The 11,472-nt window shown below is 67.9% G+C and carries 13 protein-coding genes and 2 tRNA genes; 7 read left to right on the top strand and 8 right to left on the bottom strand.

Annotated features, from left to right (window positions below; all coding sequences use genetic code 11):
- The 3 genes from WAL33_RS01140 to WAL33_RS01150 form a co-directional block, all read right to left on the bottom strand.
- Window positions 1-292: hypothetical protein (locus tag WAL33_RS01140; protein WP_422177663.1), on the bottom strand; the 292-nt coding region annotated here is incomplete at its 3' end.
- A gap of 106 nt (window positions 293-398) precedes the next feature.
- The gene (locus WAL33_RS01145; protein WP_422177665.1) at window positions 399-1,265 is read right to left on the bottom strand and encodes a 50S ribosomal protein L11 methyltransferase; all 867 of its coding nucleotides are present in this window, start codon (window positions 1,263-1,265) and stop codon (window positions 399-401) included.
- Window positions 1,266-1,344: 79 nt separating this feature from the next.
- A complete protein-coding gene (locus WAL33_RS01150) occupies window positions 1,345-1,821 on the bottom strand; it encodes a hypothetical protein (protein ID WP_422177667.1) in 477 nt (158 codons plus the stop codon).
- A 98-nt stretch (window positions 1,822-1,919) separates the two neighbouring features.
- Here WAL33_RS01150 and WAL33_RS01155 point away from each other — a divergent pair, with 98 nt between their 5' ends.
- Complete coding sequence (locus tag WAL33_RS01155) at window positions 1,920-3,086, top strand: low temperature requirement protein A (RefSeq protein ID WP_422177669.1); 1,167 nt, start codon at window positions 1,920-1,922, stop codon at window positions 3,084-3,086.
- Here the strand turns inward: WAL33_RS01155 and pip are convergent.
- Window positions 3,083-4,072, bottom strand: coding sequence for a prolyl aminopeptidase (gene pip / locus WAL33_RS01160; protein ID WP_422177671.1), 990 nt, complete (start codon window positions 4,070-4,072; stop codon window positions 3,083-3,085). The two genes, WAL33_RS01155 and pip, sit on opposite strands and share 4 nt — an antisense overlap.
- Window positions 4,073-4,154: 82 nt before the next feature.
- Between pip and WAL33_RS01165 the strand changes: the two genes are divergently transcribed.
- Both WAL33_RS01165 and WAL33_RS01170 read left to right on the top strand, forming a co-directional pair.
- Entirely contained in the window at window positions 4,155-5,252 is a 1,098-nt protein-coding gene (locus tag WAL33_RS01165) for an HPP family protein (RefSeq protein WP_422177673.1), read from the top strand.
- A 50-nt stretch (window positions 5,253-5,302) separates the two neighbouring features.
- The gene (locus WAL33_RS01170) at window positions 5,303-5,557 is read left to right on the top strand and encodes a low temperature requirement protein A (RefSeq protein WP_422177675.1); all 255 of its coding nucleotides are present in this window, start codon (window positions 5,303-5,305) and stop codon (window positions 5,555-5,557) included.
- Here the strand turns inward: WAL33_RS01170 and WAL33_RS01175 are convergent.
- Window positions 5,554-6,537: an alpha/beta fold hydrolase gene (locus WAL33_RS01175; protein WP_422177677.1), complete on the bottom strand. Its 984-nt coding sequence runs from the start codon at window positions 6,535-6,537 to the stop codon at window positions 5,554-5,556. The genes WAL33_RS01170 and WAL33_RS01175 overlap by 4 nt on opposite strands.
- Before the next feature lie 119 nt (window positions 6,538-6,656).
- Here WAL33_RS01175 and WAL33_RS01180 point away from each other — a divergent pair, with 119 nt between their 5' ends.
- Window positions 6,657-7,883 carry a multidrug effflux MFS transporter gene (locus WAL33_RS01180; RefSeq protein ID WP_422177678.1) on the top strand — a complete coding sequence of 409 codons (1,227 nt, stop codon included), beginning with the start codon at window positions 6,657-6,659 and terminating at the stop codon, window positions 7,881-7,883.
- On the opposite strand, the gene WAL33_RS01185 is transcribed toward WAL33_RS01180, so the two are convergent.
- The 3 genes from WAL33_RS01185 to rlmB form a co-directional block, all read right to left on the bottom strand.
- A complete protein-coding gene (locus WAL33_RS01185) occupies window positions 7,880-8,272 on the bottom strand; it encodes a DUF423 domain-containing protein (protein ID WP_422177680.1) in 393 nt (130 codons plus the stop codon). The two genes, WAL33_RS01180 and WAL33_RS01185, sit on opposite strands and share 4 nt — an antisense overlap.
- Entirely contained in the window at window positions 8,272-9,012 is a 741-nt protein-coding gene (locus tag WAL33_RS01190) for a TerC family protein (RefSeq protein ID WP_422177682.1), read from the bottom strand. The genes WAL33_RS01185 and WAL33_RS01190 overlap by 1 nt, the downstream gene beginning before the upstream one ends.
- Before the next feature lie 90 nt (window positions 9,013-9,102).
- Window positions 9,103-9,921 (bottom strand): 23S rRNA (guanosine(2251)-2'-O)-methyltransferase RlmB, encoded by an 819-nt coding sequence (gene rlmB / locus WAL33_RS01195; protein ID WP_422177684.1) that lies wholly within the window; start codon window positions 9,919-9,921, stop codon window positions 9,103-9,105.
- A 170-nt stretch (window positions 9,922-10,091) separates the two neighbouring features.
- Between rlmB and WAL33_RS01200 the strand changes: the two genes are divergently transcribed.
- From WAL33_RS01200 to tuf, 3 genes are all read left to right on the top strand, one after another.
- A tRNA-Tyr gene (locus tag WAL33_RS01200) sits at window positions 10,092-10,177 on the top strand.
- Window positions 10,178-10,250: 73 nt separating this feature from the next.
- Window positions 10,251-10,324, top strand: a tRNA-Gly gene (locus WAL33_RS01205).
- 52 nt (window positions 10,325-10,376) lie between these two features.
- On the top strand, window positions 10,377-11,472 hold a 1,096-nt coding region (gene tuf / locus WAL33_RS01210), incomplete at its 3' end, for an elongation factor Tu (RefSeq protein WP_422177686.1).

Here is an 11,472-nt window from a genome sequence, read left to right on the forward strand (position 1 = left end):
GGCGGGCGCTGTCGGCGGCGGCGCTGGCGTCGCGGGCGGCCTGCTGGGCGACGATCGTGGCCTGGGCCGCGCCGGTCTGGGCGCTTTCGAGGTTTCCGACGACACGGCCCTGTTCCTGGGCCTGGGCGATCTGATCCTGGCTAGGCGTGCGCGCCCCGGCCGTCAGCATGAAGACGATGGCGACCACGGCGACGATAGCGACCGCCCCGGCCACGAACCATCCGGTGGCGCCGCCCTCGCGCCGAACGTGAACCACACGTTCCGGCGGGTCTTGGGGATCGACATAGGTCATGGCGTTGCTCCTGCGGATGTCCGCCTGGAGAAACGTGGGGGAGGGGAAGGGCGTTCCGCTTTTTTAAAACCCTCTCCTTGAGAGAGGGAGGGAGAGGGTGTTTTCCCTACGGTCGCTGCAGCACCAGCGCCGCCCAGGCGTCGCGGTGGATGCGGTTGACCACCTTGAAGCCGCGCGAGACGTAGGCGGCCTTGACCATCCGTTCCTGGGTGCGCAGCAGGCCCGACAGGATCACGGTGCCCCCGGGGACCAGGGCGTTCTTGATGTCCTGGGCCAGGCTGACCAGCGGGCGGGCCAGGATGTTGGCGAACACCAGGTCATAGGGGGCGTTGTCGGTCACCAGTCGGTTCGACAGACCCGAGGCGTGGACGAACCGGGCGTTGGCGCGGTTGACCTTGGCGTTCTCCTTGGAGATCCGCACGCTGGGCTTGTCGATGTCGGTGCCGACGGCGATTCTCGATCCCGTCCGCGCGGCAGCGATGGCGAGGAGCCCGGTGCCGGCTCCGACGTCGAGAACCTTGTTGAACTTCCTGGCCTTGATCAGCTTGTCATAGGCCATCAGGCAGCCGACGGTCGTGCCGTGATGGCCGGTGCCGAAGGCGGCGCCGGCTTCGATGCGAAGGTTGACGGTGCTGGCCGGCAGGCGGCCGCGGTCGTGCATGCCGTAGACGAAGAACCGGCCGGCGCGCACCGGCGGCAGGCCCGACAACGCCATGGCCAGCCAGTCGGCGTCGGCCAATTGCTCGCGCACCACCTTCAGCGGATAGCCCGCCAGGACGTCCAGCAGGCCCGCGTCTTCCTCGTCATTGGTCGGGAAGGCGTCGATGCGCCAGATGCCCTTGTCCTCGTCCTCTTCGAGGATCGAATAGGTCGCGCCCTCGAGGTCGGGATGGTTGTCGATGGCGTCGGCGGCGGCTTCGGCGTCGGCGCGCGCGCCGCGGGCGACGATCTGCTGGGGCGTGTAGTCGGTCATGGCGCTCCAGTAGCGCCCTCAGCGGCGAAAGGCGAGACCGCGCGCTGGTCAAATGTGGGCTGCAGGCCGGAGGCGGCCTCTAGTAGGCGGCCATGGTCAAGGGAGTGGGGGCGACGGGCGCGATGGGCGCCTCCGGAGGTTCCGGCGGACGCGGCGCGTCCTCCGGCAAGCGGGTGTTCAGGATGTCGCCGCTGGTTGACGGCCAGGACGGCTGGTCCGTGTGAGCCAATCCGACCGGCTGAACCGGGGGCGTCGGCTCGCTCCAAACGGCCGGGACGTATTCGGGAACTTCGTAAGACGCCACGACAATGGGCGGCGGCTCGCTCTGTTGGGCGCGCAGGAAGTCGGTGCCGATCACGTAGTCGGGGACCTTGCCGGCGGGCCAGGCGATCGGCTCGACCTGGGCGTACGAGGCCTCGGACGTGTAGGCGAACTCGGCTTCCGGCGTGGTCTGGGGGCCGGTCCTCAGCAGCAGGCCGCCCGTCAGCCCGACCGTCACCGCGGCGGCGGCGCCGATCAAGGCGGTGCGATGAAGGCGGAGGTCCGAGGCGTCCATACAAACAAAAGTGCGCTGGACGGCAAAACGTTCGATCCTGGCCGCCACTTTCGGCGGCCACGCTCTAGGCTGGCGACTCGCCAAGAGGGGAAATCGACATGCCAAGCCGCTACATGCTTCGCGACCGGGCCTCGGGCGGCCATGCCCGGGTCACCTATGTCGAGCTGTTCTTTGACCTGGTGTTCGTGTTCGCGGTCACCCAGCTGTCGCACGGCCTGATGGCGCATCCGACCTTGGCGGGCGTGGTCGAGACCAGCCTGCTGCTGATGGCCGTCTGGTGGGCGTGGATCTTCACGGCGTGGGTCACCAACTGGCTTGATCCCGAGCGGCCGCCGGTGCGGATCATGCTGTTCGTGGTGATGGTGGTGGGCATGGTTTTGACCATGTCGATCCCCAAGGCGTTCGGCGAGCGCGGCCTGATCTTCGCCCTGGCCTTTGTGGCGATCCAGCTGGGGCGCAGCCTGTTCACCGCCTGGGCCATGCGGAGCCACCCCTTCCAGAGCCGCAACTTCATCCGGATCTCCCTGTGGTTCGCGGCGTCGGGCGTGTTGTGGATCGCCGGCGGGCTGGCCGAGAACGGCGCGCGCCTGGCGCTGTGGAGCGGGGCGATCGCCCTGGAATACATCTCGCCGGCCCTGGGGTTCTGGACCCCCGGCCTGGGCCGGGCCCGCGCCGAGGAATGGGATGTCGAGGGCGGGCATCTGGCCGAGCGCTGCGCCCTGTTCACGATCATCGCCCTGGGCGAGTCGATCCTGGTCATGGGCGCGACCACGGCGACCCTGGCTTGGACGCCGATGGTGATCGCCGCCTTCCTGGCCTCGTTCGCCGGCAGCCTGGCCATGTGGTGGATCTATTTCGCGGTCACCGCCGAAGCGGCCAGCGAGGCGATCAGCCACGCCAAGGATCCGGGCCGCGTGGCGCGGGTGGCCTATACCTACACCCACCTGCTGCCGATCGCCGGGATCATCGTCACGGCGGTGGCCGACGAATGGACCATCCACCATCCACTGGGCCACGCCGATCTGAAGACCGCCGCCGCTCTGATCGGAGGGCCGTTCCTGTTCCTGCTGGGCGGCCTGCTGTTCAAGCAGGCGGTGTTCCGCCGATGGTCGCCATCGTTGGGCGGGGGACTGCTGGCCCTGGCGGTTCTGGCGCCGATCAGTCCAATGCTCAGCCCGCTGATGCTGTCGATCGCCACGACACTGGTCCTGGTGGGCGTGTCGGTCTGGGAGAGTGTGGCGCTGAAGGCCAAGGCGAGCGACTAGATCGTCAACGCCGCGTTCGTCGCCCGCACCAGGCCGTCGATGATCCCGGGCTCGGTCGAGGCGTGCCCGGCGTCCCAGACGATCTCGAACTTGGCCTCGGGCCAGGCCCTGTGCAGCGACCAGGCGCTGTCGAGCGGGGTGACCACGTCGAACCGTCCCTGGACGATCCAGGCCGGGATGTGGCGGATCTTGTCGATATTCTTGAGGATCCAGCCGTCTTCCTCGAAGAACCCGCTGTTGGTGAAGAAGTGGCATTCGATCCGCGCGAAGGCGATGGCGAAGTCTTCTTCGTTGAACTTCGGGGGGCGGGCTTCGGGACCCCGGAGCGAGATGGTGTCGCCCTCCCACTGGCTCCACGCTCCGGCCGCTTCGGCCTGGATCCGGCGGTCGGGATGGGTCAGGCGGCGGTGATAGGCGGCCATCAGGTCGCCGCGCTCCTCGACCGGGATCGGCGCCAGGAAGCGCTCCCAGGCGTCGGGGAACAGCATCGAGGCGCCGTCCTGGTAGAACCAGCGCAGCTCTTTCTGGGTCAGCAGGAAGATCCCGCGCAGCACCAGGCCCTCGACGCGGTCGGGGTGGGCGATGGCGTAGGCCAGGGCCAGGGTCGAGCCCCAGGAGCCGCCGAACACGGTCCATTTCTCGATCCCCAGATGCTCACGCAACCGCTCGATGTCGGCGATCAAGCTCCAGGTGGTGTTGTCCTCGAGGCTGGCGTTGGGACGCGAGCGGCCGCAGCCGCGCTGGTCGAACAGCGCCATGCGCCATTTGTTGGGATCGAAGAACCGCCGCATGGTCGGGTTGACCGCGCCCCCGGGGCCGCCGTGCAGGATCACCGCCGGCCTGCCGCGCGGCGCGCCGCATTCCTCGTAATAGATCTCGTGCGGACCGTCCGTGCTCAGCCAGCCGAATGAGAAGGGCTCGATGTCACGAAACAGGCCGCGGCGACCGGCGGCGGACATTGGGGGGGCGGAAGCATTACGATCCATGACCAACCCTAAACCCGTTTTGGGGGGCGAGGAAACGGCGGGAGGGGTTCATTTCCCTCCACCGCTCGCGTATCGGACGGGAATGATCGCGCGATTCCTCCCCACCCTGAGCCGACCGACGCCGGCTCGGTGGCTGGATATGGGGCGGGGCGGCCTGGGCGCCTTGCTGGGCTTGATGGCCGCCGGCCTGGTCGCCAGGGCGATCGCCGGCGGCGCGCCCTTGACCTCGCCCCTGCTGATCGCGCCGATCGGGGCTTCAGCCGTGCTGGTCTTCGCCGTGCCCGCCAGTCCTTTGGCCCAGCCGCATTCGGTGGTGTTCGGCAACATCCTGTCGGCCCTGGTGGGCATCGCCTGCGCCCAGTTGCTCCACGGGGCGCCGTTCGTCGCACCCCTGGCGGTCGGCCTGGCGATCGTGGCGATGTCCCTGGCCGGCTGCCTCCACCCGCCGGGTGGGGCCGTGGCCCTGATCTGCGCCCTGGCCGGGCCGGAGATGGCCAAGGCCGGCTGGATGTTCGCCCTCGCACCCGTGGGTCTGGACTCGCTGCTCCTAGTGATCGCCGGCATGGCCTTCCATCGGGTGACGGGACGCTCGTATCCGCACCGCGCGCCGGTTGTTGCCGACAGCCCGCACAAGACCAGCGACGTCCCGCCTGGGGCTAGGGCAGGCTTCACCACCGGCGACCTCGACGCCGCCCTGGCTCAGTACGGCGAGCTGCTGGACGTCAGCCGCGACGACCTCGACGCCCTGTTCCGCCAGGTCGAGCTGCAGGCCCACCAGCGCCTGCACGCCCAGATCCTGTGCGGCGACATCATGTCGGTCGATGTCATCGCCGTGGACCCGCAACAGACCTGCGAAAGCGCGCTGCTCTATATGCAGGAGCACGAGTTGCGCACCGCGCCCGTGGTCGACGCCGACCGCAAGGTCCTGGGTCTGGTGCGGCGCGCCGAATTGCTGGCCAACCGCCGGCGCAAGGTCGAAGCGGTGATCGATCCGTTCGTCCACCGCGTACGCGAGACCACGCCGATCCAGGCCCTGCTGCCGCTGCTGTCGAGCGGCGCGGTGCACGAGGCGGTGGTGGTCGACGCCGACCGCACGCTCAAGGGCATCGTCACCCAGACCGACCTGCTGGCGGTGCTCTATCGCGCCCACGTGGTCGAGGCCATGGCCGGCCAAAGCTAGGACTTGTCCGCCATCGCAACCCCTCTCGCTTTTCCGTAGTCTCCCGAGTCATGAACAACCCCGAAGACCTCAGCGACGAAGAACTGCTCGAGATGCTGACTCCGCGCCAGCTGGCTGAGCTGGACCGTGCGATCGCCGAGATGATGGGGCCGGAGGGCCTCGACAAGGTCATCTCGCTGCAGGTGATGGCCCAGCTCTACACCGTGCGCGCCGCCGAGCGCGACGAGGTCTCGGCCCTGGCCATGCTGCAGATGGCCGCGGCGATGCGTCGGCGGGCGGAAATCCTGGCGGGGGATAAGACCTAGTTCGGAAACCGCCGTCCCAGCCAGTCGATCAGAAGTGCGTTCACCTGTTCGGGCTTTTCCTGCTGGGTCCAGTGGCCGCTGCCCTCGACCAGCACCTTTTCCAGGTCCGAGATCTGGTCGGCCATGCGGTCGGCCAGGGAGGGCGGCAGCACCACGTCGTGCTCGGCCATGATCATCAGACACGGGATTCCGTCGATCCGCGCCGGCAGATGCTCGGCCCGTTCCCAGTTGCGCACGAAGTTGCGGTACCAGTTGATCCCGCCGGTGAAGCCGGTGCGCTGGAAGGTCTCGACGAAGGTCTTCAGTTCCTCGGGCTCCAGGAGTTGGGCGGAGGTGTCGGCGACGTCGAAGCGGGCCAGGCCGTCCTGCAGGGCCAGAGACCGTCCTCCGGTCTCGCCGCTGGTGAAGGCGGCCTGCACCCCGGTCGGCTTGCGCATGAAATAGCGCATGGTCTTTTCAACGTCGGCGGCCAGCTGGGCGTCGGCCACCCCAGGCTTCTGGAAGTGGACGATGTACATGTCGTCGCCGTACGCGTTGCGGAAGGCGGTGATCGGGTCGACCGGCAGGCGCGGCAGGAACGGCGTGTTGACGCCCACCACGCCTGCGACGCGGGTGGGATGCATCAGCGGCGTCTGCCAGACCACCAGGCCGCCCCAGTCATGGCCGCAGAACACCGCCTTCGGGGCGCCCAGGTGATCCAGCAGTCCGACAAGGTCGCCGGTCAGGTGGGCCATGTCGTAGGCCTCGACCGCGTCGGGGCGGTCGGTCAGGCCATAGCCGCGCTGGTCGGGCACGATCACCCAGCGCCCCGCCGCCGCCAGGGCCGCGATCTGCCAGCGCCAGGAATAGGAGAACTCCGGGAAGCCGTGACACAAAACGATGGGCACGCCCACGCGCGGCCCGGCCTCGTAATAGGCCATGCGGATCCCGTTGATCTGCGCGAACGCGGGCTCGGGCATCGGCGGCGCGAGACGGGTCATGGCGTTTCCTGCTTCTCTTATTGTTGGCCAGATTGCAGGCGCGCGTCGTGTCCGGCAAGGCCCGCGATTTGCATGGTCAGGGACTTACCCTTGCGGAAAACAAGCGTAAAAGCGCGGCCATGATCGACAGCCCACAATCCACGCCCGCCGCCACGCCCTGGCGGCTCGTCCTGATGTTGGGCGCCTTGACCGCCTTCGCGCCGATGTCGATCGACATGTACCTGTCCAGCATGCCCGCCATCGGTCGGACGCTGCAGGCGGGCCCCGACGATGTTCAGGCTACGTTGGCGGCGTTCTTCGCGGGCATGGCGATCGGCCAGTTCCTCTACGGCCCGGCCTCGGACCGGTTCGGGCGCCGCCTTCCGCTGCTGCTGGGCATCGGCATCTATGTCGCCGCCTCGGTGGCCTGCGCCATGGCGACGTCGATCGAGATGTTGATCGCCGCCCGCTTCGTCCAGGCCCTGGGCGGCTGCGCGGGGGCGGTGATCGCCCGGGCGGTGGTGCGCGACAAGTTCAACCACACCGACACGGCGCGGGTGCTGTCCTTGATGACCCTGATCATGGGCCTGGCGCCGGTGCTGGCGCCGCAGTTCGGCGGCGTCGTGCAGTTCCTCGCCGGCTGGCGCGGCGTGTTCTGGACGCTGGTGGTCTTCGGCCTGCTGATCGGCCTGTGGATCGCGTTGAGCCTGACGGAGTCGCGGTCGGAGGCCACGGCGATCCAGGCTCGGTCGGAGAACCCGTTCCGGGCCTATTTCGCCCTGCTGCGCCAGAGGCGGCTGGTCGGTTATGGCCTGGCGGGGGCCTTGAACGGCGCGACGTTGTTCACCTACATCTCGACCGCGCCGGACCTGGTGATGGGGACCTACGGTCACTCGCCGCTGGTGTTCAACATCATCTTCGCCTTCAACGCCGTGGGCATCATCGGGGCCAGCCAGGTCAATCGCCTGCTGCTGCGTCGCGCCCTGCCCGATCGGGTGCTGGTGCGGGCCAGCATCGCCTCGATCATCGCCGCCTTCCTGCTGGTGGTCGCCGCCTATAGCGGCCTGGGCGGCCAGTTCACCGTGCTTCCGCTGCTGTTCGCGGCCCTGTCGACCTACGGCCTGATGGGCGGCAACACCATGGCCGGAGCGCTCAGCGTCGATCCCAGCCGGGCGGGCTCGACCTCGGCCTTGATGGGCGGGGCGTCGTTTGGGGCGGGGGCCCTGGCCTCGTGGGTGGGCGGCCTGCTGCACGACGGCACGGCCAAGCCGGTGGCGGCGGTGATGTTCGCCTGCCTGGTGGGTTCGAGCCTGGCGATCTTTCTGCTGGCCGTCCCCAAGGACCGGCGCGGGAAGACGGCGGCCTAGGGTGCGCGATCCACGATCGCGCCCGCGCGCCAGGCCAGCAGCAGCCAGCCGGCCAGGAAGCACAGGCCGCCGAACGGCGTGACCATGCCCAGGATGCGCGGCGCGCCGAACGCCAGGGCATAGAGCGAGCCGGAGAACAGCAGGGTTCCGACCAGGAACAGGGCAGGGGTCGCCAGGCCTGTCTTGCCGCCGGCCTCAGGCTTGGTGATCTGGCGCACGGCCAGCCAGCCGAACACCGCCAGGGCGTGGGTCATCTGATACAGCGATCCGGTGTGCAGCAGCTCGGCCGCCCGGGCGTCCTGGGCGCCGTGCGCGGCGAACGCGCCGAACGCCACGGCCACGAAGCCGCTGAGCGCGGCCAACCGGACGACGAGGGCGGCGCCGCGCATCACTTGTGCTTGTTGTGAGCGGCCAGCTCCTCGGACGTGATGTCCAGGAACGAGGGCGCGGCGGCGTTGTAGGCGTCGGTCTTGTGCAGGTCGATGACCACGCTGCGGTGGCCCTCCCAGATCATGTGGGCGGCGACGTAGAGCACGATGGCCAGGCCGATGAAGCCGATCCAGCGATGCTTGTGCAGCAGGTTGGCGATGGCGGTGGCGGCCAGGCCCATCAGGATGATCGACAGCAACAGGCCGAACACCAGGATGGTCGGATGCTCGCGGGCCGCGCCGGCCACGGCCAGCACATTGTCCAGCGACATCGAGACGTCGGCGATCAGCACCTGCACGAAGGCCTGCTTGAAGCTCTTGGCCGGCCTGGCGCGCGGCTCGGTGGTCGGGTCGTCGTCCAGGCAGGCCTGGGCGTCCTCCTGTTCATGGGTGATCTGCTCGCGCAGTTCGCGCCACATCTTCCAGCACACCCACAGCAGCAGGATGCCGCCGGCCAGCAGCAGGCCGATCACGCCCAGCAACCAGGTGGTGATCAGGGCGAAGCTGATGCGCAGCAGCACGGCCGCGCCCAGGCCGTAGAGAATGACCTTTTTGCGGTCCTGAGGCGGCAGGCCGCCGGCCGCCAGGCCTACCGCCACCGCATTGTCGCCCGCCAGGACGAGGTCGATCATCAGGACGGACAGGAAGGCCGCGAACGGGCCGTTCAGTCCGCCGACCTGGGCTAGGAGCGCTTCAAACATGCGGCCTCAATGCGTCAGGCGGGCGGGTCTGGCAAGCACCCGCTGACGGGCGCGCGCAAGTTCTTTGTGATCGGCGCGCCCATGGTCAGGCTAGGCGCGGGATTTCGACGCTTCATAGAGCGCCACGGCCGCCGCCGCGGACACATTCAGGCTCTCGAAGCCTCCCGGCATGGCGATTTTCCCCATCACGTCGCAGTGTTCGGCCACCAGGCGGCGCACGCCTTCGCCTTCCGAGCCCAGCACCAGGACCGTCGGGCGGCCGTCCAGCACCTGGTCGAGGGTCTGCTCGGCTTCGCCCGCCAGACCGACGGCCCGCCAGCCCAGGTCGGCCAGTTCCTCCAGGGCGCGGGAGAGATTGACCACGCGCGCGTAGGGGATCTTGTCCACCGCCCCGACGGCGGTCTTGGCCAGCACCCCTGTCAGGGCCGGGGCGTGGCGGTCCTGCACGATCACGCCCTTGGCCCCGAAGGCGGCGGCCGAGCGGAAGATCGCGCCGATGTTCTGCGGGTCGGTGATCTGGTCCAGCATCACCAACAGGCCCTGGGCCGGCGTTCCCAGGTCGTGGACGGTCAGGGTCTCGGGCTCGTCGATCTTCAGCGCGATGCCCTGGTGCACGGCGCCGGCCGGCAGCTGACGGGCGATGTCAGAGCCTTCCATGACCTGCAGGAAGGGCGCGCCGCTCAGAGTCGGCGCGAGTCGCTTGGCGCGATCCGGGGTGGCCAGAAGGCGTTTAGGAACGGGCCTGGCGGGGTTGGAAAGCGCCGCCTCGACGGCGTGAGTTCCCCAAATCCAGTCCTTGGCGTCGCCCTGAGCTTTGGAAAACTTGTTGTTTTCCCGAGGCTTGGAACGAAAATCACGTCCGGGCGAAGAAGGCTTTTTCCGGTCGTTGCGTTCGGAATGAGAGGACACTATAAGACGCGCTCCGATTTGGGGCCCCGAGGGTTTCCAAGAGCCAGGGCGGCGCTGCTTTAGCACCGTCTCACAGGTCTCGAGGAAGCTTTTGTTCCTTTTTCGTGACGGGCGGTCCGCCGCCGGTTTCGAGGAGGGAAGGCCGCTTTGAAGGAACTCTATCGCGCGCTGGGGGAATGTCCCGAGTGGCAAAGGGGGGGGACTGTAAATCCCCTGGCGTACGCCTTCGTAGGTTCGAGTCCTACTTCCCCCACCACGCGCGACGAGAGCTCCTGCAAGGCTTGGTCCCAAAGCCAGAGACCGGGAGCCGACGCGACCCCGCTAGCTAGGCGGGTATAGCACAGTGGTAGTGCAGCAGCCTTCCAAGCTGAGGATGCGGGTTCGATTCCCGCTACCCGCTCCAGCTCCCTATATAATGACCCTGAAACAAGCCCGCCGGCGCGAAGGTAGAGACGATGGCCAAGGAAAAGTTCGAACGTAACAAGCCGCACTGCAACATCGGCACGATTGGTCACGTTGACCATGGCAAGACGACGTTGACGGCGGCGATCACCATCACGCTGGCCAAGCAGGGCGGCGGCAAGGCGATGAACTACGCCGACATCGACGCGGCGCCGGAAGAAAAGGCCCGCGGCATCACGATCAACACCGCGCACGTGGAATATGAGACGGCCAACCGTCACTACGCCCACGTCGACTGCCCCGGCCACGCCGACTACGTGAAGAACATGATCACGGGCGCGGCGCAGATGGACGGCGCGATCCTGGTGGTTTCGGCCGCTGACGGCCCCATGCCCCAGACCCGCGAGCACATCCTGCTGGCCCGTCAGGTCGGCGTGCCGGCCCTGGTCGTGTACATGAACAAGGTCGACCTGGTCGACGACGAAGAGCTGCTGGAACTGGTGGAGATGGAAGTGCGCGAGCTGCTCAGCTCGTACGACTTCCCGGGCGACGACATTCCGATCACCAAGGGCTCGGCCAAGGTGGCCATCGACGGCGGCGATCCGGCGATCGGCGAGCAGTCGATCCTGGCGCTGATGAAGACGGTCGACGACTACATCCCGCAACCGGCCCGTCCGCTGGACCTGCCGTTCCTGATGCCGGTCGAAGACGTGTTCTCGATCTCGGGCCGCGGCACGGTGGTCACCGGCCGTATCGAAAAGGGCATCGTCAAGGTCGGCGAGGAAGTCGAGATCGTCGGCATCCGTCCGGTCCAGAAGACGACCTGCACGGGCGTTGAGATGTTCCGCAAGCTGCTGGACCAAGGTCAAGCCGGCGACAACGTGGGCGTGCTGCTGCGCGGCACCAAGCGCGAAGACGTCGAGCGCGGCCAAGTGCTGTGCAAGCCCGGTTCGATCACCCCGCACACCAAGTTCGTGGCCGAGGCCTACATCCTGACCAAGGAAGAAGGCGGCCGTCACACGCCGTTCTTCACCAACTATCGTCCGCAGTTCTACTTCCGCACCACGGACGTGACCGGGATCATCAAGCTGCGCGAAGGCGTGGAAATGATCATGCCGGGCGACAACGCCGAGCTGGACGTCGAGCTGA

Origin of the sequence: Caulobacter sp., from assembly GCF_049283275.1 — a bacterium.
In the GTDB taxonomy this organism is placed as follows: Bacteria; Pseudomonadota; Alphaproteobacteria; order Caulobacterales; family Caulobacteraceae; genus Caulobacter.